20 protein-coding genes are annotated in these 22542 nt (G+C 35.4%); 11 read left to right on the forward strand and 9 right to left on the reverse strand.

Going from position 1 to position 22542, the window contains the following annotated elements; all coding sequences use genetic code 11:
- The first annotated feature begins 251 nt into the window (after positions 1–251).
- The 6 genes from CG11_RS16825 (at position 252) to CG11_RS16850 (ending at position 7108) form a co-directional block, all read left to right on the forward strand.
- Positions 252–1286, forward strand: a complete 1035-nt coding sequence (locus CG11_RS16825; protein WP_052597968.1) for a rod shape-determining protein — start codon at positions 252–254, stop codon at positions 1284–1286.
- A 189-nt stretch (positions 1287–1475) separates the two neighbouring features.
- Positions 1476–2315, forward strand: a complete 840-nt coding sequence (gene mreC / locus CG11_RS16830) for a rod shape-determining protein MreC (RefSeq protein ID WP_052597969.1) — start codon at positions 1476–1478, stop codon at positions 2313–2315.
- Complete coding sequence (locus tag CG11_RS16835; RefSeq protein ID WP_052597970.1) at positions 2308–2802, forward strand: hypothetical protein; 495 nt, start codon at positions 2308–2310, stop codon at positions 2800–2802. Before mreC ends, CG11_RS16835 begins: the two co-directional genes overlap by 8 nt.
- A 164-nt stretch (positions 2803–2966) precedes the next feature.
- On the forward strand, positions 2967–4835 hold the full coding sequence (gene mrdA, locus CG11_RS16840) for a penicillin-binding protein 2 (RefSeq protein WP_052597971.1): 1869 nt from the start codon (positions 2967–2969) through the stop codon (positions 4833–4835).
- A 58-nt stretch (positions 4836–4893) separates the two neighbouring features.
- Complete coding sequence (gene rodA, locus CG11_RS16845; protein WP_052597972.1) at positions 4894–6309, forward strand: rod shape-determining protein RodA; 1416 nt, start codon at positions 4894–4896, stop codon at positions 6307–6309.
- A gap of 328 nt (positions 6310–6637) precedes the next feature.
- Complete coding sequence (locus CG11_RS16850) at positions 6638–7108, forward strand: ribonuclease H-like YkuK family protein (RefSeq protein ID WP_052597973.1); 471 nt, start codon at positions 6638–6640, stop codon at positions 7106–7108.
- A 94-nt stretch (positions 7109–7202) separates the two neighbouring features.
- Here the strand turns inward: CG11_RS16850 and CG11_RS16855 are convergent, their stop codons facing one another.
- The 4 genes from CG11_RS16855 to rho form a co-directional block, all read right to left on the reverse strand.
- Complete coding sequence (locus tag CG11_RS16855) at positions 7203–7670, reverse strand: hypothetical protein (RefSeq protein ID WP_052597974.1); 468 nt, start codon at positions 7668–7670, stop codon at positions 7203–7205.
- A 142-nt stretch (positions 7671–7812) separates the two neighbouring features.
- On the reverse strand, positions 7813–8241 hold the full coding sequence (locus CG11_RS16860) for a hypothetical protein (protein ID WP_052597975.1): 429 nt from the start codon (positions 8239–8241) through the stop codon (positions 7813–7815).
- A gap of 54 nt (positions 8242–8295) precedes the next feature.
- Positions 8296–9288 (reverse strand): hypothetical protein, encoded by a 993-nt coding sequence (locus CG11_RS16865; protein WP_052597976.1) that lies wholly within the window; start codon positions 9286–9288, stop codon positions 8296–8298.
- Positions 9289–9422: 134 nt separating this feature from the next.
- Positions 9423–11090 carry a transcription termination factor Rho gene (rho, locus tag CG11_RS16870; protein ID WP_052597977.1) on the reverse strand — a complete coding sequence of 556 codons (1668 nt, stop codon included), beginning with the start codon at positions 11088–11090 and terminating at the stop codon, positions 9423–9425.
- Positions 11091–12086: 996 nt separating this feature from the next.
- On the opposite strand from rho, the gene serS reads away from it, so the two are divergent.
- The 5 genes from serS to CG11_RS16895 all read left to right on the forward strand — a co-directional run bounded on the left by serS (position 12087) and on the right by CG11_RS16895 (position 17376).
- The gene (gene serS / locus CG11_RS16875; protein WP_052597978.1) at positions 12087–13361 is read left to right on the forward strand and encodes a serine--tRNA ligase; all 1275 of its coding nucleotides are present in this window, start codon (positions 12087–12089) and stop codon (positions 13359–13361) included.
- Positions 13362–13440: 79 nt separating this feature from the next.
- Positions 13441–14511, forward strand: coding sequence for a bifunctional diaminohydroxyphosphoribosylaminopyrimidine deaminase/5-amino-6-(5-phosphoribosylamino)uracil reductase RibD (gene ribD, locus CG11_RS16880; RefSeq protein ID WP_052597979.1), 1071 nt, complete (start codon positions 13441–13443; stop codon positions 14509–14511).
- Positions 14512–14954: 443 nt separating this feature from the next.
- Complete coding sequence (locus CG11_RS16885; protein WP_052597980.1) at positions 14955–15671, forward strand: hypothetical protein; 717 nt, start codon at positions 14955–14957, stop codon at positions 15669–15671.
- Positions 15672–16080: 409 nt separating this feature from the next.
- Positions 16081–16857: a hypothetical protein gene (locus tag CG11_RS16890; protein WP_052597981.1), complete on the forward strand. Its 777-nt coding sequence runs from the start codon at positions 16081–16083 to the stop codon at positions 16855–16857.
- Positions 16858–16956: 99 nt separating this feature from the next.
- Positions 16957–17376 (forward strand): hypothetical protein, encoded by a 420-nt coding sequence (locus CG11_RS16895; RefSeq protein WP_052597982.1) that lies wholly within the window; start codon positions 16957–16959, stop codon positions 17374–17376.
- A 100-nt stretch (positions 17377–17476) separates the two neighbouring features.
- Here the strand turns inward: CG11_RS16895 and CG11_RS16900 are convergent, their stop codons facing one another.
- From CG11_RS16900 to CG11_RS16925, 5 genes are all read right to left on the reverse strand, one after another.
- Positions 17477–17716: a hypothetical protein gene (locus CG11_RS16900; RefSeq protein ID WP_052597983.1), complete on the reverse strand. Its 240-nt coding sequence runs from the start codon at positions 17714–17716 to the stop codon at positions 17477–17479.
- Positions 17717–18011: 295 nt separating this feature from the next.
- Positions 18012–18455 carry a hypothetical protein gene (locus tag CG11_RS16905; RefSeq protein ID WP_052597984.1) on the reverse strand — a complete coding sequence of 148 codons (444 nt, stop codon included), beginning with the start codon at positions 18453–18455 and terminating at the stop codon, positions 18012–18014.
- Positions 18456–18486: 31 nt separating this feature from the next.
- Entirely contained in the window at positions 18487–19413 is a 927-nt protein-coding gene (locus CG11_RS16910; RefSeq protein WP_231512808.1) for a glycoside hydrolase family 73 protein, read from the reverse strand.
- A gap of 263 nt (positions 19414–19676) precedes the next feature.
- Positions 19677–20066, reverse strand: a complete 390-nt coding sequence (locus CG11_RS16920; RefSeq protein ID WP_052597987.1) for a hypothetical protein — start codon at positions 20064–20066, stop codon at positions 19677–19679.
- Positions 20067–20232: 166 nt separating this feature from the next.
- A complete protein-coding gene (locus tag CG11_RS16925; protein WP_052597988.1) occupies positions 20233–22377 on the reverse strand; it encodes a S9 family peptidase in 2145 nt (714 codons plus the stop codon).
- Positions 22378–22542 lie beyond the last annotated feature (165 nt).

The following is a 22542-nucleotide window of genomic DNA, read 5'->3' on the forward strand; positions in this document are numbered from 1 at the left end:
TGTGTCAAATAGAGGATTAATGACTCTATAAATTAACAAAGTATTATTATCCTAAACTATACCAAAAATGTAGGTTAATTTTTTGTTGAACTACTTATAATTGGTAAATTTGTGCTAAATAAGACGACTATCGTAACAACTTGAAAAAGAAATACTAATTTAATAGAAACTGACTTAAGTTTAGACCCCTAGATGAATACACGATCAATTTAAACTAGTTTCGCAAACACTCAATCCTTTTATAGATAAGAATGAAAAATTTCTTCAGTTTTTTTACGCAAGAAATAGCCATAGATTTAGGGACCGCTAATACACTAATTACTGCTGATGATGAAGTAATTGTTGATGAGCCGTCTATTGTTGCCGTTAACAGAAATACCAACGAAGTAATTGCTGTTGGTCGAAAGGCAATGATGATGCATGAGAAGACCCACCAAATGATTCGTACTGTTCGCCCTCTGAAAGATGGAGTTATTGCTGATTTTGAGGCAGCAGAACGTATGATTCAAGGTATGATTGATATGATTCCCAATCGACGCAGGCTGTTTCGAAATATGTGCATGGTTATTTGTATACCTTCTGGTATTACAGAAGTAGAAAAACGTGCTGTATTTGACTCGGCAGAGCATGTGGGATCTAGAGAAACGTATCTTATTCACGAACCAATGGCTGCTGCTTTGGGAATTGGATTGGATGTAACAGAGCCGATTGGAAACATGATTATAGATATTGGAGGTGGAACGACAGAAATTGCTGTTATTGCACTAGCAGGAATCGTTTGTGATCAATCTATCCGCACAGCAGGAGACGAGTTTACGGTTGATATTATGAATTATATGCGTCGTCAACACAACTTACTGATTGGTGAACGCACGTCTGAGCAAATCAAAATTAATGTTGGTGCTGCTTTGCATGAGTTAGAAGTACCACCAGAAGATTATGCGGTTAATGGTCGAGACTTGATGACTGGTATTCCAAAACAAATCATGGTTTCTTATAATGAAATCAGCCATTGTTTGGATAAATCTATCTCAAAAATTGAAGATGCTATTCTAAAAGCATTGGAAAATACGCCTCCAGAGCTTGCTGCGGATATTTATCAAACAGGGTTGTACTTAACTGGTGGTGGTGCTTTGTTGAGAGGATTGGACAAGCGCATTGCTCAAAAAACCAAATTACCTGTACATGTTGCTGAAGATCCTCTTCGTGCTGTTGTTCGTGGTACAGGTATTGCACTTAAAAATAGAGTTAAATACTCTTTCTTGATTACACACAAGAATATGTAATTAAAGCTGATGATCAAAAAAAGCTTTGGTTACCAATAGCTACAATTGCCGAATTTGCCACCCTTTTTTTAGTGTTGTAAATTCGGCAATTTTTTTAAAAAAACTCTACCTCCATCTTAAGCTTTGATAAAACGATCCTATTGTAAGGATGGATGGTTTTCGTTTCCTACCTATCTGATTTAGTACATTATGCAGCGGATATTCTTATTTTTTATAAAATATAATGGTGTGTTTGCCTTTTTTCTATTAGAGGTGATTGCATTGTCGATTTATTTTACAAGAAATAGTAATGCAAATACACAAGCTTTTTTAAGCTCAGCCAATGGTTTGATTGGTGGTGTTTATGAATCGACTAGTCGAGTAGCACGATATTGGAATCTCTCTGCGGTTAATGATAGTTTGGCAAGAGAAAATGCTGAATTAAAAATGCGGCTGCCAAATTCAAAGTTTAGTTCCTTGATTCAGACCAGCACCATAAAAGATACTACTTTGCAGCAATATTATCGATACCATGACGCCAAAGTTGTCAACAACACAATCCATCGACCTAGAAATTTTATTACGATCAACAAAGGGGCTGCACAAGGCTTAAAAGCTAATTCGGGGGTTTTGAATGGCAATGGGATGGGCATTGTTGGGGTCGTACAGAAAGTGAGCCGAAATTATGCAGTAGCGATGTCTATCTTAAATCTAGATACACGAATTAGTGCCAAAATTTTGGGAAACAATAATTTTGGTGTTATGGTTTGGGATGGTTTAGATTCTCGTTATATGAACTTAGAATCTGTCCCCAAGCATGCTACGATTCATAAAGGTGATACAATTGTTACAAGTGGCTATTCGACTATTTTTCCAGAAGGAATATTGATAGGAACAATTGATAGTTTTTACCACCCTCCTGGAGTGAACTTTTACAGCATTAAAGTAGCCTTGTTTAATGACTTAAATAGTACACAATATGTATATGTAGTATCCGATTTATTAAAAGAAGAACGATTAAAATTAGAAGAGGAGGTAATCAATGACTAGTTTAATTAGAGCCAATTTTATTCGATTTGTTTTGTTGATTATCATACAGTTTATTCTGAAAGGAGTAGATAGTGTCGATATCTATATTTATCCTGTCTTTATCTTATTATTACCTGTGGGAATGATAGATGGCTTGGTCTTGTTGTTGGCGTTTATCTATGGTTTGTGTATTGATGCTTTTTACAACACACCAGGTTTATTTGCTTCGGCAGCAGTAGCTGTTGCTGCTGCTCGACCATTGGTCTTAGCAATTTTAGAACCAAGAGGAGGTTATGAAAAAGGAAAAGCTCCTACAAAATACAACCTAGGAACAAGATGGTTTATACAGTATAGTAGTATTTTGATGTTATGGCATACGATCTGGGTAGTAACATTAGAGCAGTTGAGTCTTTTTTCTTGGTTGCGGTTGTTAATCTGGATTTTAATTTACGCTTTATCAATGCTAATCATTATTTTATATCAATTCTTATTCAATCCCAAAGAATAACTCAACAATAGGTCGTTGAAACCACGCAGTAGCAGCGAACCGAGCTATGTGAGCTCACGGCTGTAGGGAGTAACAGAGCTAACTGCTAATTCAATGGATAAAGGTGTATTACTTGAGCAAAAGTAAGTAGACGCACTACATTAAATTAAACGAATATAAGTTATATGCAAGATTTGTATCAAGATAGACAGAAGGTATTGCAAGTTGCATTTGTAATTTGTGCTGCTATGCTTGTGTTTAAATGTTTTCAAATACAAATTTGGGACAAGTCTTATCAGCAACAGCATAGTTACCGAGAGGCAGTAACCTTATACCCATCTAGAGGCGCTCTCAAAGATAGAAATGGGGAGTTATTGGTTTATAATTTGGCGATGTATGATTTGAAAGCAACCTACAACCAAGTTCGCAAAGCGAACATCGATACAGCTGCCTTTTGTAAACTATTGGGAATTACAGATAGTACGTTTTATGCCAATCTAAACAAGGATTTTAGCGATCGCCGTTTTTCACAGCGCAAACCTTTTGATTTTTTGACTCAGATTCCAGGAGACAAATTTGCCTCTATTGAAGAACGCTTGTACGAATTCCCTGGTTTTGAAAGCCAACTAAAGAGCGTTAGGGGGTATCCTGCACATGTGGGGGCGCATATGTTGGGGTATATCAGTGAGGTTAGCCCCAAGAAAATCAAAGAATCCAATGGTCTGTATCAACGAGGGGAATATGTAGGAACGAGTGGTTTAGAGTTGTTTTATGAGGAACAGTTGAGAGGTATTCGAGGAGTAGAGCATGTTTTAAAAGATAAATGGGGGAAACGAAAAGGGAAGTATAAAGAAGGTGCATTGGATGAAGCTGCCGTATCAGGTTATGATTTAATCACTTCGATAGATTTGGAGTTACAAGCATATGGAGAGCAATTGATGCAAAATAAAACAGGGGTAATTGTTGCAATTGAGCCCTCTACAGGAGAGATATTAGCAATGGTTAGCTCTCCATCTTATGACCCTGCTATTTTAGCTGTCAATAGAAACCGAAAAGAGGCTTTTAAGGCACTGCAAGGCGACTCCTTGTTTCCTTTGTTCAACCGTGCTTTAATGGCACAATACCCACCAGGATCTATTTTTAAAACCACTTTATCGGCAATTGGTTTGCAAGAACGAATTCTTACTCCCAATAGAGGAATGTCTTGTAGTGGAGGCTTTATTTATGGATCATTGCGAATTGGATGCCATGGGCATGGTGCTATTAATGATGTGGGAAATGCCATTCAGTATTCTTGTAACAAGTATTATTGCCAAACTTTTAGAGAGTTGGTCAATGTTTATGGATTTTACTATCCAGAAAAAGGCATGGATCGCCTGGCAGAACATTTGCACAGTTGGGGATTAGGAGCACCGTTAGGGGTTGACTTGCCGCACGAAGCATCTGGACACGTTCCAACGGCTGCTTATTATAACAAAAAACACGGGAAAGGAACTTGGAAGTTCTCAACAGCTGTATCGGTTGGTATTGGACAGGGAGAATTATTGATAACTCCTTTGCAAATGGCAAATATGGCTGCGATTATTGCTAATAGAGGCTATTATTATACCCCTCATTTTGCCAAAGAATTTGAAGGAGATACTTCTGGAATATTGGATCATTTTAAAGAAAGACATTACACGAAGGTACATCCCATGCATTTTGAGCCTGTTGTTGACGGGATGGCAAGAGTGGTAACTGCTGGAACTGGAGCTCGTTCTCGAATCCCAGATATTACGATGTGTGGCAAAACGGGAACCGTGGAGAATAACAAGGGAAAAGACCACTCTACGTTTATTGCTTTTGCTCCTAGAGAAAATCCTAAAATTGCCATTGCTGTTTATGTAGAAAATGGAGGATTTGGATCTACCTATGCGGCACCAATCTCTAGTTTGATGATTGAGAAATACATAAAAGGAAGCATCGAAAGCCCTCAACGAAAATCGTTGGAAAAAAGGATGCTAAATGCGGATCTAGTTAAACGAGAAAAACCATCGTACTCTTCTGTTCCTTAATTTCATAATCCAAAGAACAATAGTATTTAAACAAAACAATTAATTTTAGATAGAGTATATGCGTCAAGGTAGAGATTCAGATATTGGAGGATATGATTGGATTACCATAGCACTGTGGGGAATCTTAGTTTTTTGTGGTTGGATGATGATTTTTGCAGCAGGCTATTTGGATGAGGATTCATTTACTAGTTTGTACGACTTGAAGAAAAACTATGGGAAGCAGTTGTTGTGGATTACTGTAGGAATGGTGCTAGTTGGAATAATTCAATTGGTTGAGCTAAGGATTTACCAAACGTTTGCGCCTGTTTTTTATGGAATTACTATCCTCTTGCTAATTGCTGTTTTATTTACCACTCCTATTAACGGAGCAACTTCTTGGTTTGATATAGGTGGCTTTCGATTTCAACCTTCCGAATTTGCAAAAGTAACGACCTGTATCATGTTATCAGCCTATTTGGCAATGCCCACTGCACGAATGCAAGAACTAAGAACAAAATTGATTGCGCTAGGGATTGTATTGTTACCTGTATTGTTAGTCCTCTTACAGGGAGATGCAGGATCAACCCTAGTTTATTTTGCTTTCTTTATTTTACTATTCAGAGCAGGGATGGATGCTTGGATTTATATACTAGGTTTGGTGGTAGCGGCTTTGGCTATTTCTGCGTTATTATATGACGAAACGTGGTGGCTTATTAATACTATCTTGTTGGTTGGCAATATAGTACTGCTAAAATCTTGGCGAAAAGAAGATTTGTGGTTGGGGCTTATTCTTATAGAAGCTATTTTGACGTATTTATTTTTTGATGAGAGTCGTTATATTTTAATTACAGGAGTTAATGGATTAGTTTTAGTTGTATTGGCTTTGGTAAATATTGGGGATAAAAAATGGGAAAACAGCTTTTTTGTCTCGCTCTTAGTAACTGCGGCTATTCTTTTTTCTACGTCGGTCAATTATATTGTTAATAATTTGATAGGAGGGCATAGGCAAGAGCGTATTTGGGTATGGCTCCGACCAGAAAAATGCCATCCTTTGGGACCTTTATACAATGTAGAGCAGTCAAAATTTGCTATTGGTTCTGGGGGTTGGGCTGGCAAAGGTTTTTTGCAAGGAGAGCGCACCAAGTTAGACTATGTGCCTGAGCAATCGACAGACTTTATTTTTTGTACTGTTGGAGAAGAATGGGGATTTGTTGGAACAACCTTTATTATTTTAGTCTTTTTTGCGCTTATCTTACGTATTTTATTTATTGCACAACGCCAACGTTCTTTGTTTACAAAATACTATGCGTTAGGGGTTGCTTGCATTTTGTTTTTTCATGTCTTTATCAATATTGGTATGACAACAGGTTTGGTGCCTGTTATTGGAATACCACTACCATTTATCAGCTATGGAGGCTCCTCATTACTCTCTTTCTCCATTCTAATGGGTTTGCTAATTAAATTAGATAGCAACCGCTTATTTGTGTTTCGATAGACTCGAAATACACACATTTTAACAAAAAAATGCTTAATCTTTTTGATGTCAATGGATTACCATATTGACACGAATCCCCCCATGCCATCAACTTCCTAACATTCTGTTGACATAAAAATAACTTAATAATTGGAACTTATCTCTATAAAGAGGAGTTTAACCAAGGAACGTCACATCAAAAACACATTGAAAACCAATAAATAATAAGGAACGAATATTGCTGTTAATCACAAATAACAGCCTATCGACAAAACTTCGTGGTTAACTTCGAAGGAGCATAGCATAAAACATACATCCAAGTATTTTTTAACTTCAAAACTGAGAAGACATGAGCTGGCGCAGACTAAATGGGAGCAGAATTTTGTTGCCTATCAAAGAAGCTGTAGAAAAAACCATTCAAAAAGAATTGGAAGCAGGTCACCAACTAAAAATTTGTATTGGAACAGATTCGCAAGTACGTGGTAAAAACATCGGCTTTGCGACCGTTATTGTATTTTTGCGAGAAGGAAAAGGAGGTTTTATGTTTATAAAAAGCGAGATTTTAACGCAAAAAATGGCGATCAAAGAACGAATGATTCACGAGGTGAGTAAATCGGTAACCCTAGCCTACGAGCTATCTGAAATATGGGATAAGTATGCTATTTCTTTAGAAATTCATGCCGACATCAATACAGATGCAAGCTTTAAATCAAACGTAGCACTGAAAGAAGCTATGGGGTATATCAAAGGAATGGGCTATGAATTTAAAGCAAAACCAAATGCTTTTGCTAGTTCTAGCTGTGCAGACAAAGTCTGCTAATGGCAAAAATTAGTGATTTATAATAATATAAGGCTACTTTCATTTGAGGGTAGCTTTTTTGTTTTTTGTTGCCCAATTTATAGATTGGAGCTAGTTATTTACCTTCCATTTGCTCAATAAGCGTTTTTCGAGGAGGTGTTTTAACAGGTGGAGATAGTTGATTGGCTTTTCTTTTAGCCCATGCGTACGTAGCAATTCGAAATAAAATCCAAACGATAGGAAGGGCAATCGCAATTAAATAATAATAAAGAAAAAGTGTACTCCTATTATCAATAGGAATATAAAAAGACAAGACTTGATATAAGAGATAGACATAGGCAGCCAATATTACCAACCACATAAACGTAACCGTAATTTGAGCAACTTTATTTCCAACATTCCAGATTTTATCCAATGCTTTTTCTGTTTTGTAATGTTTTATAGCCCATGCATCGACTACGTTTTGTGTTTTAAGAAACAAGGGGAGTGGAAAATAATGTAAGAGAAAGGAAATAAGAAAGTAAAACCCTCCCGCTCCCATAGAACCAATCATTAGTGCTTTTACGATGTAAATAATATCCATTGTGTTGTATTGATGTTTTGGGTGAAGTACATTATTGAATGAAAAACTAAGCTTGCAATCTCATGGAGCATAACACAGAACTAAAACGTAACCCCGTATTGGTTAAAAATAATCAATTCTAGATAGAGGAACAAAAGGAAATTCACAAACTTTTGAAATGACCATCTATTACTGAATAGACCCAACTCGTTTTGTAAAAAAAATTAGGCTTGGCTTGCCGTTCATTAGACTCTTTCCCTAAGAATAATAAAGGGATATTTTTAAGTGCCTTTTTTATACTAATGCGTTGTTTAGGATTGAGAGGTTCGTTTTTGTCATGAATAAAAAGGTATGTATTTAAGACCTTTTCTTGTGGAATAGAAATGACTAACTTAAATTCAACTTGTCCTGTAAAGCCCTTTAGTGTTTCACTACATTGTTCCTCTAATATGGTTTTGACACAAGAAGGAAAACATATTTTTAATGGTTTTTTATAAAAACCAGTTTCTTTGCAGTGTAGTTTTTTTTGTGCAAATACAAAGGTATAACCCAAAAGTAGTACCAATAGAATAAATAAACGTATCGTTTTCATAGGGGGAAATTAAAAGGTGTTTGGACCTAATTTACGGCTAGAGAATAGATGTACTCATGGTTTTATGACCATTTGTTTTTTATCTATTAGAGCAGGACTTGCTTTGCAAATAGGTTGATAAATGTTGTTTAAAGCGTCAGGTTTATGATAGAAGTAGCCAATGGTATAGCTGGAACCAGGCGCTTTGCGACGCCAATGTTGTACAAACTGCTGTTGGTACAAAGCAAAGGTAGGCAAATCTATCCAATAAAAAGCTAAGTGCCCAAGACGTTTTGTGGTAGTTCCATTGGAATAAAGTGTGTTTCTCTTGAGATAACGATGAATAATTTTCCGTCCTTTTCCACCAGTATTATAATCATCTGTATCTATAATATCTTGAACCGAGATACCACAGGTTTGATGTTGAATAAAATAAGTCATTAATTTTGCCTCACTTTCGATAAAAGCATGTTTTTGACCAAATTTTTTCCAGTTTAAAAGTCCTTTTTTTCTAGCTTTAGAATAGTCTTTGCCTTGCTGCAAGCTTTCTTGTTCTCGCTTGGCACGGTATCGCCCATGCGTATAATTATAATAAAGAGCTTGATAAGCGTGGGCAAATTCTTCGATAATAGTGGCATCAAAGAAAAAATCATGCATTTGGTCTACCCCAAATTTGAGCGTACCGTTTTTAGAAGAATAAGTACCATAAGCATCTTTGACAGGCGTATTATTAATAGAATAAGGATATTCAGATTCTTCTAAATGGGTTAAAATTTGATTAAACATACTCGATTCTTGGCGAAGTTCTGCCACACGAGTTTGTATGCGCTCTGTATTTTTGCCCCATTGAAAACTCTGTTTCTGAGATGATGCTTCGAGAACAGGCTCAATCGTAAACAAATGGGAGGAGTTTTCTTGAAAGGTATTCAACTCTAGCTCTGGAATGATATAATAGGTTGTTGACCCTTCTTTTAGAACTTGAGTCTGGTGCCAATCAAAGGGATTTTGAGTCAAATAAGGAATTAAAAGCAGACCAATTAAGCCTGCAAAGATGTAGATACTGTTCATGTGGGAATATAAAGAAGTGTGAATAGTGTTGTAAATTAAAACGCACAAATCTAATACCAAATCTGATCATTTGGTGACATAAAAAAATGCCTCTCAAAAAAATCGAGAGGCATTCATTTTGGAATTCTATCTTATTATTTAGTCATAGAGTGCAAAAACTCATCGTTACTATGTGTGCCTTTCATGCGACTTAATAAAAAGTCCATTGCTTCTTCTGTTTTCATATCTGCAAGATAGCGACGAAGGATAATCATTTTATTGATAACATCTGGGTGATGCAATAAATCATCACGGCGCGTACTTGATTTGGTCAAATCAATAGCAGGATAAGTACGTCTATTGGCTAATTTTCTGTCTAATTGCAATTCTAAGTTACCTGTACCTTTAAACTCTTCAAAGATAACCTCATCCATTTTGGAACCAGTATCAATCAAAGCTGTCGCTAAGATAGTCAAAGAACCACCATCTTCGATATTACGAGCTGCCCCAAAGAATTTTTTAGGTTTTAACAATGCACTCGCTTCCACACCACCAGACAATACTTTTCCACTAGAAGGAGATACTGTATTATGAGCTCTTGCCAAACGCGTGATAGAATCTAATAAGATGACAACATCATGCCCACATTCTACCATACGTTTTGCTTTTTCCAAAACAATATTGGCAACACGAACGTGATTTTCTGGATGAGCGTCAAAAGTAGAACCAATAACTTCAGCACGCACGCTACGTTGCATATCTGTCACCTCTTCTGGGCGTTCATCGACTAATAGAATAATCAAATAACACTCTGGGTGATTTTCTGCAATAGCATTAGCGACATCTTTCAGCAAGAATGTTTTACCTGTTTTGGGTTGGGCAACAATAAGACCACGTTGACCTTTCCCAATAGGAGTAAACAAATCCATGATACGAGTAGAATACAAATTGGGTTTACTCTTCTGAACAATATTTAGTTTTTGCTCAGGAAATAAAGGCGTTAAGTGATCAAAGTGAACACGGTCACGAATTTCTTCAGGACTCCAACCATTAATCTTTTCAACCTTTAGCAAGGCAAAATATTTTTCCCCTTCTTTGGGAGGGCGGATGGCTCCTTCTATAGAATCACCTGTTTTCAAGCCAAATAACTTGATTTGAGAAGGCGAAACATAAATGTCATCTGGAGAGGTTAAGTAGTTGTAGTCTGAAGAACGCAAAAAGCCATATCCTTCTGACATCATTTCTAGCACACCTTCTCCCGATACAACACCATCTAAGTCAATATTAAACTTAGCAGATTTGTTGAATTTCTCTTTATGAGAGGTGCTTCTAGGTTTTTTAGGCTCCTTTTTGTTATTACTACTATTACTATTCGTACTGTTACGAGGAGTAGAACGCTCTTCTTTCTTTTCTGGAACAGCAACTTTTTTCTCTTCAGTCTTTTTAGCGACTTCCGTTTCTTTATTGGTTGTGTTAGTATCTGCTGACTCTCTGTTTTCTGTCTTGCGAACTCTTCTACGTTTTGTTGGTTCTTCTGTTGTCTTAGAAGTTTTTTCAACTTTTGACTTTTCCTTTTCAGCAACAGCAACTTTTTGAGTTTTTGTTGTCCTAGGTGTTCTAGTTCGGGTTGTTTTTGCAACCTTTTTTTCTTCTGTAGGAGTTGTTGAAGTAGAGATAGTATCTCCTTTAATTGCTTGGAAGTCCAAGATTTTATAAATCAGCTCTTTTTTGGTGAGTCTCTTATATCCTTTCATCTCCAGCGTCTCAGCTATTTCTCTTAGCTCAGGAACGAGCATCTGATTTAATTGAAGTATGTCGTACATACAAAGGTAGGTTAAATGAAATTAAGTGAATAAATCAATGAAAATTATACTATTAAGTATATGTAATTAACCATGTAACTACGATAAGACTTGATAGATTAAATAATTGTTGTTTTTTATATAATCAAACTATTGTCCACACAAAACAGCAAACTTTATTTGTTTATGTGTTGTGGTTTTTTATCATGGAGTCTTATAAGTTATAGTTGAGGAATTTTGTTTTTTTACAAAACAACAATCAACCAAACAAAGAGCTCCTTATGGGGTATAATAGACTTACCAACTAAATACAATAACTTGTTGAAGTTTGGTGTATAAGCAACAGAAAAGGCATCTCAACGATTGAGAATATAATTGCTTTATTGTTGTTACCTACCTTTCTAACAAATTATAGAAAATTAAATAACAGCTTGCTGCACTTTTGCTCTAACATTGATGTATAGCAGAGCAATTGTTTTCTCCAAATTCATACCTCAAATAGATGAAATTGTTGAACAAACTGTAGATAAATGCAAACTCCCTTGCTTGATGTTATGCAAAATAAAATCATTAAAAAGTTCGTTGAATGGAACTAAATAGTGTGGTTTTAAATTTACAAGCTATGTAGAAATGATTTTTTTGAATTGATAACAGTGGGAGGTTAACGATTTTTTGAGGGAAGTCGATTTTACTTGACTTAGTGATGCAAAAGTACACTTTAATTTTTGAATTCAAATAGTATATTTGCAAAAATATTAGATTTAGAACTAAATTAACAGGATTTTATACTTAAATAAACCTATTTTTATTCAAAATAACGTTTAACTTCGTAATAAGTTATATTTAATCCATAAAAAATTAAAAAAAAGTCTTTTTTGAAGTCCAAAAAGGATCAAAACGCAAGAGTATAGTTTAAAAAATGAGTTGAGAAAAACAGTTTTTAAGCATATTCAAAATAAGAAGCTTAACATAGAGCAATGGAGCTCGTACTATATACTATTATAAATATAAAAAGAAATGTTGCCAGTTAGTTTTATTCGAGAACACAAAGAGAAAGTAATCAAAAGTTTAGAAATAAGAAATTTTACAGATTTCTCTATTCTAGACCAAATCATACAAGTAGACTCCAAACGCAAAAGCCTTCAAAAAGAATTGGACGAACATTTGGCAGAGGGAAACAAAATTGCAGCTGAAATCAAGGATTTGTATAAAACAGGTAGAGGTGCAGAAGCAGAAGGGAAAAAGAAACGAGGAAGTGAGCTAAAAACCATCAATGCCGGTCTTAAACATGAATTGACAGAAATAAAAGCGCAATTAGAAGATTTGATGTTGCAAGTGCCCAATTGTGCCAATGAAATCGTTCCTCCTGGAAATTCAGATGAGGACAATCAAGTACAGCAAGATTGGGGACAAGATTTGCCAGAAGTTAGTGGTACAGCATTACCGCATTGGGAACTAGCCAAAAAGTACAATTTAATTGATTTTGAATTGGGGGCTAAAATTACCGGTGCTGGATTTCCCGTCTATATAGGTAAAGGGGCAAGACTGCAACGTGCCTTGATTAGTTTCTTTTTGGATGAAGCACAAGACGCAGGATATATTGAGCACCAAGTACCTTATGTGGTAAATGAAGATAGTGCTCGTGGAACAGGTCAGTTGCCTGACAAAGAAGGTCAAATGTATCACATTGGCAACGATGACTTGTATTTAATTCCAACAGCTGAGGTTCCTCTGACGAATATTTATAGAGATGTGATTCTAAAAGAAAAGGATTTTCCTGTAAAATTAACAGGTCATACGCCTTGTTTTAGAAGAGAAGCTGGTTCTTATGGAGCGCATGTGCGTGGTTTGAATCGTTTGCATCAATTTGAAAAGGTGGAGTTGGTACAAATTCAACATCCTGAAAAATCGTATGATACGCTTACCGAAATGTGTAATCACGTAGAAGGTTTGTTGAAAAAACTAGAACTTCCATACCGCATCTTGTTATTGTGTGGAGGAGATTTGGGCTTTACTTCTGCTTTAACCTATGACTTTGAAACCTATTCTGCGGCACAAAAACGTTGGTTGGAGGTAAGTTCTGTTTCTAATTTTGAAACTTTCCAAGCCAATCGTTTGAAATTGCGTTATAAAGGAGAAGATGGTAAAAACCACTTGGCGCATACCTTAAATGGTTCTGCATTGGCATTGCCTCGTATTATCGCGACTTTGTTGGAGAATAATCAGACAGAAGATGGTATTAAAATTCCTAAAGTATTGCAAAAATACACAGGTTTTGATATGATCAAATAAATAGAAGCTGTTGACAAAATACTAGAATAAAAAATAAAAGCCCCTTGATTTTCAAGTGGGCTTTTTCTATTTTTGCAGCATGAAAGAAAAAGACGAATTATATATGCAACGTGCCATTGAATTGGCCAATCGAGCAGGCGGTCACAATGCCCCAAATCCAAGGGTAGGCGCTGTTATTGTGCATCAAGATAAAATTATAGGAGAAGGCTATCATGAGCGTTGTGGAGAAGGACATGCAGAGGTGAATGCAGTAGCTTCTGTACGCCCTGAAGACCTAAGGTTATTGGCAGCATCTACCATCTATGTTACGCTAGAGCCTTGCTTTCATTATGGCAAAACACCTCCTTGCGTAGAGCTTATTCTAAAACATAAGTTTCCACGAGTGGTGATTGCTTGCAAAGATCCATTTGAAAAAGTTGCGGGGCAAAGCATTCAAAAACTCAAAGCCGCAGATGTTGAGGTGGTGGTAGGAATATTAGAGCAAGAAGCATCTTGGGTAGTTCGACGATTTTTTACCAACGTTCAAAAAAAGCGACCTTATATATTATTAAAATTTGCCCAATCTAAAGATGGGTTTATGGGAGATCCCTCTAAGGAGATAGCGATTTCCAATGCATTGAGCAAACGGTTGGTGCATCAGTGGAGAAGTGAAGAAACGGCTATTATGGTAGGAACCAATACTGCTTTAATTGATAACCCTCAACTCAATAATCGTTTGTTTTACGGTCGATCTCCACTTCGATTGGTCTTAGATCGACAATTACGCTTACCTGATCATTTATATTTGTTTGATGGTTCTATCGAAACTTGGGTGTTTACAGCACAAAAAAAGCAGGCAAGTCAAAAGAACGTTCGCTATGTAACTTTAGATTTTGATGAAAACTTATTGCCTTCAATATTGGAATACCTATATGAGCAAAAAATACAATCTGTCATGATTGAAGGAGGGCAACAGCTTTTACAAGGTTTTATAGCTGCCAATTTGTGGGACGAAGCCAAAGTTCTGTGTAGCAATTTATGTCTTGGAGAAGGAGTCATTGCGCCAAAAATTCCAACTCAATATTTACAGTTTGAAGAACCATTAGGGGATAACTGGGTTAAAACTTATGTGAATGCTACTCAAAACGACACCAGTTATATTCAATCTTAAATTGAAATATTCACAAGCACTACTCTGTTGAAGAAAAAATGTATTGGTTTGGTTATTAGTTAGATGTGTTTTTGTCTTGAGCCTAAAAACCTAAAAAAAGCAACAGCGTATTAACAAAGAAAACTTCATTTTTTATAATCTGCTAAGGGCAATTGTGTACTAGCATAACGAATCTAAGTCATAAAACTCACGAATAGGCGAGTGACAACCTAGTTATGTCTAGTGAGAGATTGTGAAATGAGCAGATGACAAACTTCTTAATACAAAAAAAATAAATCTTGGGCTATTTACTTTTATCAGCGAGTTGCTCGATAACCATTGTGGTTATTTTTAAGTTGTTCGACCGCTACTCAATAAATCGTTATCAAGCGATTGTTTTTAACTATCTTATTTGCGTTATTACAGGTTGTCTTACATTAGGGGCAGTCCCTTTTGAAAAAAATATGATTACGGAACCTTGGTTTCCTATTATGATTGGGCTTGGTTTTTTGTTTATGGGTGGGTTTAACCTTATTAGTAGAACTGTTACTCATTTTGGTATGGCAGTTACATCCGTTGCACAACGAATGTCTTTAGGTCTTTCGGCCACATTTGCTATCTTATATTATGGTGAACCCTATGATGTCTTTAAAATAATAGGAATATTATTGGCCCTTTCTGCAGTTGTATTTATTAATATTCCAGATAAAAAAGTAAAAAAGACTCAAGAAGGAGATAATCAATCTTCTAAATGGTTAATACTCTATCCAGTATCTATCTTTCTAGTAAGTTCATTGATTGAAATATTATTACAATATTTGCATGCTGTTCATGAAATGAAACCTGCCAATGAGTCCATTATTTTATTTGCTAATGCAGGAGTAGTAGGCATGATTGGTTTGATAATTTTTAGAGAAAAAATTAAACTTAAAAATATCATAGGAGGAATTATACTTGGTGTACCCAATTATTTTTCCATTTATTTTATGCTAAATGCTTTAGATAGTGGCATGGATGGTTCAGTGGTTTATTCTTCTTGTAATATTATAATTGTAACTGGAGCAGCCTTGGTAGGGTATTTGTCGTTTAGAGAGCATTTGTCTAAGCTAAACATGGTCGGCATCTTATTGTCAATAGCAGCAATTGTCTTAATTGCTCTGTCGAATATGGAGATTATTTAGAATGAGAACTAAGGCTATGTGCTAAGGTCTTGTTTATTAACTCTTAGGTGATTTTCTTGTACAATAAATTGTGTATATTTGCCCAACTCGTATTTAGAAAAAGCTTAACAGATGATTTATAGCAGACCTATGTGTTACTTCGTGGTTTGTAGAATTTTTCTGGACGACTACTATTGTAAAATAATACTCTGCTGATTATTCCATGGGCAGTGCCTTTGTGCTATTGGTGTAAGTTTAATTGGCTGTCAATTAGTTTTTTATGCTACTACTGTATGGTTTTGACAAAGTAATGATAAAAAATATTATCCCCAATATTGATAATCAACAATTAAAATTTGTGTAAGAAAAGAATTAAAAACATTCTTATATCAAATTCATGTTGTGAGTATCACTAATAAATCAAGTTAAAATGACACGCATTTATATTGTACTGATTTTCTGTTTTTTTGTAATTCCCACTTCTTTTGGGCAATATTATATTTTTGGTGGCTATAATTATGGCGCAATAAATATGGAAGGCTCCAATGCGGTGATAGATGCTTTTAATGCTAGAGAAAGTCACACGATAGGACCATTGACAAACAACTTTCATGGCTATCGTTTTGGAGCAGGAAAATACAGCAAGTATACCGTTTTAGAGCTAGGATTTGGAAATTTAGTTTCTAGTCAAAAAAGTACGAATCCTAATCAATTAAAAGAAAGTGCAGAGGTAGTAGCCAATTATATGTCGGCTACGGCACGAGCAGGGGTCAAACCTTTTCCTAAACATTATTTTACTTTTGGCGCTGCAATGCACTTGGGGGCTCAACGAATTCGTTATTCTTTTGGAGGAGATTATCAGACACCTGTTAACAAATATGTTATTGCCCCTGAGTTTTACATTGATTATGCCATCAAAATTAAATTCTTGCTAAAAAAATCTCAAAGAGATAAGTATTACTACTTGTTGAGAATTCGCCCTTATTATCAGTTACATGCTTATTTAGAAAGCGGTAATTTTGAAGCAGAGCTCAACCAAACGCCCAACGTTGCTATGGATGCAATAGAAGATGATATGAGTCATTTTGGATTTAATGTTTCAATTGTAATTCCATTTATAAGCGATGAGGATAGAGCTTATTTATTTACTCCCAATAAGCGCAAGCAAAGAAAGAATAAAAAAGAGCAACCCAAAGGACGATTATAGTCTTTGAAGCTAGTTGAACTTTAATTTTTTTTTAATTGTTGAAATTTAAGTTGAATGTGTGTAATGCACGTAAATAATTGATAAAAACGAACTGTAATTATGATTGGTAAGTTAATAAGTCTTGTATTCTTTTTTATTGTAGGTTGGGTAGTTTACACTCAATTTTTTGGAACGAAGCAAGAACAAGCCATGGGGCAAGAGGTCATTAGCAATGCTAAGGAAACGGTACAAGGGATATTTAATATTTTTCAGCACGAAAGCGGAAAATTTAAAGAAGGTACTTATGATGATTCTATTGATAAATTAGGAGCCTTGTTGGATCGATTGCGAGAACAAGCTAAGAGCGAGGATAGTCAAGACGAAATTCAGGATTTGGTACAAGAAACCAAACGAATTAAGGAAAAAGTAGAACAATCAAAAGAAGGAGAAAATATAGATGAGGAGCAAACCAAAGAAGATTTGAAAAAGTTGACCAAGGAAGTAGAGGAGATTGTTAATAAGATGGATAAGAAAAAATAAGACTACCAAATAAGCAACAACGTAACCGTACGAAGAAAAAAGGCTATTACTCTCAAGGAGTAGTAGCCTTTTTTAGATTGATTTGATGATTTAGCAACTCTTATCCAGCCTCTGCTTCAAATTCAGAACTTTTGCTGTAATTTAAAATATTTTGGACCACAAAACTAGGTGGTTGGATATCGACTGCATCTAATAATTGTTGTGCTTTTTTTAAAGCATTGTGATTTTCCTTGATTTTAGAATCAGAATGTTTTGCTTTTTGGATAGCCATTTTTTCTAAATAATCAGTTTCTCCATAAATATCACGAACTAAATCTTCTTTTGTAATTTGATGCTTCATTTTCCGGGTCGTTTTATTTTTCAAAAATAAACTGTTTGAAATTAAATTTGCTACTATATGGAAAACGCAACCTTTTGTCTAAATGTTGCATGGGTGTCATTTTTTTTTCGGAATTTTATTTTGTATAACACCTGTTAATATTTTTATAAGATTCTTATAGGACGTCCCCCATAGTCAAAAGGTTGGAAATATTAGCGAAAATAATAATAAGAAAGCCCTTTTTGCCTATAATAGAAGCAAAAAAGGGCTTAAAAGTTGCCTACCTGTTATTTGTAGTAGCTTGGCTTTTAATTTTTTAAGCGCACTTGATCATTTTGGTTATTTTTTGTAGGTGCTGTTCCATAATAGAAATGTTGATCAATAAATTTCGTTCAACTGTTTTTTCTGAGAATGAGCGATTTTCAAAATCAATATAGGTCTTGAAATGCAAATCGCCAGAATCTGGATCTAACTCAAAGTTTCCAAAAACACGATCACTATTTAAGCACATTAAAAAAAGAGCCATTTGATTGCGTAGGGTTAGAGGAACTTTCATTGGATGGGTAGAGTATAAACCGATGCCGCTGTGGAGCGCTCGTTTATTGGTCGTGCTATTTTTAGTTTTATTGCCTACCAAAATTAAGCATTGCCATTCTCCTTCAGGCGTTTTGACATCAAAACTCAATGCCTGGCGATCAGGGTCCGTTATAAAATCAATTCCTATCCTTTGAAAGTAACGTGTTATTTTTTGGATCATCATAGTATAAAAAGATTATAGTAGCCCATCAAAATTATTTGTCAAATCGATCCAAATTCAATGCTTCAATAATGGCAATCAATTTGGATGCATACCTTTTGTCTGTTGCATAGCCTGCTGCTTGTAGACCATGTGCCCAGTTTTTATAATCCGTGCGTTTTAATTTAGATAAGTGTTTGTAACGAGTGTTAGATAATAACTTGCTATGTTCTCTAAAACTCTCCCAAGCAGAGTCAAAAATTCTAAACATATCGTATCGACTGTCGTCGGTATAATTGGCACAACGACAACCAAGGCATTTTTTACGGCATTTGATTCCAAAGTGATTATTTTCTTTGGCGGCAAGAGAGCTTTTGCCGGCATTGCTCTCTAACAAACCTTGTGCTAGGGTGATGCTAGCAGGAATATTGAACAAATCCGCTTCTTCTTTGGCTGTTACACTATATTTAGCAATATAATCTGTACAAATCTTGTTTTTAACGGCTACAATTTGTGGATCTACGTTGTGTTTTTTTGCAAAGTTGGGATTCAAAATAAAACCTAAGTTAGAGTATTGAGCAGCCTTCTTCTTTTGTTCTTCTGTTAAAGCACTACCTACTGCTGTAGCAGCATTGGCTAAATTCATTTGAGAGCGAATATCTTTGCTTTCGTCACGAATGGTTTCCCACCATTTTTTGTCTTTAGAGGCAGTTGTACTAGATACTGTTGTAGCATAAGGAGCTACAGTATTTTGTGGGGTTTGTGATGGCGGAGGTGTTTCGACAACACTAGCTGTTTGTTGAGCTGTCCCATTGCCAATGGTAAATTGGAAGCTAAATTCTTTCTGCGTTAATACCAAAACAATTAAAATAAAGAATGCGACACGCAGCCATAGTTGCTTTGCTAGATTTTTGATTCTTTGTAGACTATCATCAACGGCTTGTTTTACCACTACGGGCAAATTTTTGTTTACTATCATCATAATTAATGCATTTTATATTGTCTATAATGTCTTTTTGTTATCACATTACAAATGTAAAACAAAATGTTTTAAAAATAAAAGAAATCAAAAACAAAATGTTTTAAAAAGTGCAAAAAATAAATTTGATAGTGTTTTTGGAGGTTTGTTAGGGTGTTTTTTGAAAATTTTGAAACAAAAAAATGTATTTATAAATAAAAAAGAGCCCTCGAAAGGGCTCTAAAAATTACAAAATTATTTCTTATTAAACTTAGCAGACTGTGTATCTAGCCCATCATAACACTAATAAGAGGAAATAAGATATTCCACAACGCAGCAGCAAAAAATAAAGAAATCGTTACTCGAGTTGTCAAATTACCTACATTGGCAACCATGCCTGCTATAAACAGTGACATACCACCAAATAGATAAATAGAAAATCCAATTCCAGCTCCACCAAAATTTAGCATTGTATAGATAGCTAGAGGCATAAACAAACAAGGTAGAATTAAAGCAGGAAATAAGAACCAAGTCATTCTATATTTCATTTGATTGTCACAAAAATCCAAGTATCGTTCAATAATACCTCTGTTGGTTGTAGTTGTTGTTGCTGTTTTAGTAGTGACATCTTTTTGAGGTAATGTCTTATGTTCGGTTTTTGCAGCTATCGTATTCATGACTTGTTTGTTTTTGCATTAATTAATAACTCAAAGATAGGTTATGAGATGGTGCAAATTGTTGATAAAAGTCACTTCTAGAGATGATTGTGGTCATTCTAAAAAAAAGTAGGAGAAGCCCCTTTAACGAATGCTTCTCCTACTTTTAGAAACGATAATTGTTATTTTACAAATTGTTTAGAACAAAGTTGGTCATTTTATTATATAGGTGCGATCTAGTGTACCCACCATAAATGCCATGATTTTTATTGGGATAGTAAGCCTCTTCAAAAGGAATATTCTTGTTGATCAAAGCCCTTGCCATTTCAGCTGCGTTTTGAAAATGCACGTTATCATCAGCCATTCCATGTACTAAGAGATATTTGCCTCGGATCTGTCCTGCAAAATTGATGGGAGAGTTATCTTCGTATCCCTTATCGTTTTCGCTAGGGGTACGCATAAAACGTTCGGTATAGATGGTATCGTACCATTTCCAGTTGATAACAGGAGCTACAGCAATTGCCATTTTGAAAACATCAGCTCCTTTGGCTAGGCAAGAGGTGGATAAATAACCACCAAAACTCCATCCAAATATTCCAATTCTATTAGGATCGACATAGGATTGATTGGCGAAAAATTTAGCGACTTCAATTTGATCTTTTGTCTCTAGTCCACCCAAGTTCATATAAGTAGATTTACGAAATGCTTCTCCACGAGCATCTGTCCCTCTATTATCAACCGAGACAACGATGTACCCTTGTTGAGCCAACATTTGAAACCACATATAGTTTTGACCGCCCCATTCGTCCATGACCGTTTGGCGACCAGGCCCTCCGTATACATACATAAAGACAGGATATTTTTTGTTTGGATCAAAATTAGCAGGCTTAATCATCCAACCATGCAGCACCACTGAATCGGTGTTGGTATATTCAAAGAAGCTATGTTTGCCCATGTTATACTCCTTTAGTTGCTTGTTCAGATATTGATTATCTTCTATGGTACGAACAAGTTGGTTGTTTTTAGTTTCATAAACTTTATAAGTAGGAGGAGTCGTTGCATTAGAATACGTATTGACATAGTAATCAAACGTACTGCTAAATTGTGCCTTATTAACTCCTTTTTCTGTATGTAAAGCTTTCATTTTGCCACCTGACAGTGCTGTGCTATAAACCCCTCTATTCATAGCGCTTTCTGCTGCTGCTTGAAAGAATAGTTCTTTGGTGGTCTTGTTAATACCATAAAAGCGAATGACGTCAAATTCACCTTTGGTTAATTGGCGTATTTTTTTGCCCTTCATATTGTAAAGGTAGATGTGGTTGAAGCCATCGTCATCGCTCGTCCAAATAAACTCATTATTATCTAAAAAAGTCAAATTATCATGTACATCAATAAAGTACTTGTTTTCCTCGTGTAGCAAAACTTTTGTCTTGCCTGTTTTAGGATTGGCGATTAATAAGGTCAAATCATTTTGGTGGCGATTGAGGCGAGTCACACAAAGTTGATTGTCATCAATCCACTTAATACGAGGGATGTATTGATCTTTCTCTCCTTTTACTTGTACTTTTGTTGTTTTCTTTGTTGCCAAGTCATAAATATGAACCGTTACATCCGAATTTTTTTCTCCTGCTTTGGGATATTTGAAGGTATTATAAATAGGATACAACTCATTGTTATAAGATGTATAAGTAAACTCCTTAACGTCTGTTTCATCAAAACGTAAAAAGGCAATTTTAGTACCTTCAGGAGACCATACAAAAGCGCTAGACATTGCAAATTCCTCTTCGTACACCCAATCTGTTGCACCATTGATAATCTTATTTTGCGCTCCATCTGTTGTAATTTGAACTTCCTTAGAGGCGTTCACTTCTTTGTAAAATAGGTTATTGCCACGAACGAAAGCAATTTTGTTTCCTTTAGCATCCAATGTTGCATAACGTTGTTTGCCTTCTTTAGAAACAGGGGTTAATTTTTCTGCTTTTCGATCCCAAACATAAAAATTAGCTTTAGAGGAACGGCGATAAATTTGCTCTCTATCTGTTTCTAAAACAATTTTATTCTCATCAGCACTAAAAGTATAGCTAGAAAAGTTGATGTCCTTGGCACTATAAATGACTTGTGTTTGTTCGCCAGAAGTCAAGTCATATTGGATAATTTCGCTGCTCTTTTGAACCGAATAATGTTTACCATCATTCATGAAATTAAATCCAGGAACCATTTTAGGGTAAAACTTATAGTCTTCCCAGATTTGAGGAATAGTAATATCTTTTAATTGCGCAGTTGCTGTATAACAAATGCTTAAAAAGGCAAGGATGAAAAAACTATTTTTCATGGTGTTATTTTTCTTGTTGAAATAAATGAATGGGCTATGAAATTTTGAGATTTCTTATAACGCATTGTATTGATCAAATATACAAACTAAATACCAGATTTGAATTCAATTTCTACTAAAGTGTACAATTGATAGATGCGTGTATTAAAGCGACTGAATACTTAT

The sequence above is a fragment of the Aureispira sp. CCB-QB1 genome, assembly GCF_000724545.1.
Taxonomy (GTDB): domain Bacteria; phylum Bacteroidota; class Bacteroidia; order Chitinophagales; family Saprospiraceae; genus Aureispira.

Bases quoted from the DNA above. Each gene is read 5' to 3' on its own strand.
- CG11_RS16905 (WP_052597984.1), bottom strand. From the start codon at position 18,455: ATGATGATCCAAAAAATAACACGTTACTTTCAAAGGATAGGAATTGAT.
- CG11_RS16925 (WP_052597988.1), bottom strand. From the start codon at position 22,377: ATGAAAAATAGTTTTTTCATCCTTGCCTTTTTAAGCATTTGTTATACA.
- rho (WP_052597977.1), bottom strand. From the start codon at position 11,090: ATGTACGACATACTTCAATTAAATCAGATGCTCGTTCCTGAGCTAAGA.
- CG11_RS16900 (WP_052597983.1), bottom strand. From the start codon at position 17,716: ATGAAGCATCAAATTACAAAAGAAGATTTAGTTCGTGATATTTATGGA.
- mreC (WP_052597969.1), top strand. From the start codon at position 1,476: ATGCAGCGGATATTCTTATTTTTTATAAAATATAATGGTGTGTTTGCC.
- CG11_RS16895 (WP_052597982.1), top strand. From the start codon at position 16,957: ATGATTGGTAAGTTAATAAGTCTTGTATTCTTTTTTATTGTAGGTTGG.
- rodA (WP_052597972.1), top strand. From the start codon at position 4,894: ATGCGTCAAGGTAGAGATTCAGATATTGGAGGATATGATTGGATTACC.
- CG11_RS16890 (WP_052597981.1), top strand. From the start codon at position 16,081: ATGACACGCATTTATATTGTACTGATTTTCTGTTTTTTTGTAATTCCC.
- ribD (WP_052597979.1), top strand. From the start codon at position 13,441: ATGAAAGAAAAAGACGAATTATATATGCAACGTGCCATTGAATTGGCC.
- CG11_RS16885 (WP_052597980.1), top strand. From the start codon at position 14,955: ATGATTACGGAACCTTGGTTTCCTATTATGATTGGGCTTGGTTTTTTG.
- CG11_RS16850 (WP_052597973.1), top strand. From the start codon at position 6,638: ATGAGCTGGCGCAGACTAAATGGGAGCAGAATTTTGTTGCCTATCAAA.
- CG11_RS16825 (WP_052597968.1), top strand. From the start codon at position 252: ATGAAAAATTTCTTCAGTTTTTTTACGCAAGAAATAGCCATAGATTTA.
- serS (WP_052597978.1), top strand. From the start codon at position 12,087: ATGTTGCCAGTTAGTTTTATTCGAGAACACAAAGAGAAAGTAATCAAA.
- CG11_RS16910 (WP_231512808.1), bottom strand. From the start codon at position 19,413: ATGATGATAGTAAACAAAAATTTGCCCGTAGTGGTAAAACAAGCCGTT.
- mrdA (WP_052597971.1), top strand. From the start codon at position 2,967: ATGCAAGATTTGTATCAAGATAGACAGAAGGTATTGCAAGTTGCATTT.
- CG11_RS16860 (WP_052597975.1), bottom strand. From the start codon at position 8,241: ATGAAAACGATACGTTTATTTATTCTATTGGTACTACTTTTGGGTTAT.
- CG11_RS16920 (WP_052597987.1), bottom strand. From the start codon at position 20,066: ATGAATACGATAGCTGCAAAAACCGAACATAAGACATTACCTCAAAAA.
- CG11_RS16865 (WP_052597976.1), bottom strand. From the start codon at position 9,288: ATGAACAGTATCTACATCTTTGCAGGCTTAATTGGTCTGCTTTTAATT.
- CG11_RS16855 (WP_052597974.1), bottom strand. From the start codon at position 7,670: ATGGATATTATTTACATCGTAAAAGCACTAATGATTGGTTCTATGGGA.
- CG11_RS16835 (WP_052597970.1), top strand. From the start codon at position 2,308: ATGACTAGTTTAATTAGAGCCAATTTTATTCGATTTGTTTTGTTGATT.